This is a genomic window from Paraburkholderia sp. NMBU_R16, from assembly GCF_013282575.1.
Classification (GTDB): domain Bacteria; phylum Pseudomonadota; class Gammaproteobacteria; order Burkholderiales; family Burkholderiaceae; genus Trinickia.
The window spans coordinates 1-455 of sequence record NZ_JAAAYE010000306.1 but is presented as its reverse complement, the minus strand read 5'-3'; the positions used below and the strand labels follow the sequence as shown (position 1 = coordinate 455).

Sequence of the window (455 nt, the reverse complement as noted above, 5' to 3'; positions counted from 1 at the left end):
CGCGCCGATGCAGCGCTTAATGCGCGAGATCTGTGCCTCGACCAGCGCGCGCTGGCCATAGCCGTATTTGTTCCGGAACGCATGGATGCCCTTGTCCTTGATGTACTGAACGAGATGATCGTGCCAGCGCGTCGCCGGTTGATGGTGAACGACCGCATTGGCCGGTGGGGGAATCACCGGCAGCACGCCACAGGCTGCCCACGCCCCGGTCTGCGCAATACTGTAGTACGCGCCGTCGGCGATCACGCAGTCCACGTTCGCGTCGACTGCCAGCAGCGCATTCAGACCCGCCTCGTCGGAGACGTTGTCCTCGGTGATCGCAATCTGGTGGACATTCAGCTGCGCATCAATCGACAGGTGCAGCTTGCGCCACGGCGTGCGGCTTGCCTCGCGGCCGTACTTTTGCCGATGCCATTCACTGGCCCGACCAAAGCTCATGCCGCTGCTGTCGACGA

Annotated in this window: 1 protein-coding gene; it reads right to left on the bottom strand. The window is 63.1% G+C overall.

Translation table 11 applies throughout. The features are described from left to right. The coding region (locus tag GWC77_RS28375; protein WP_173262962.1) for a transposase at window positions 1–455 on the bottom strand (455 nt) is incomplete at both ends.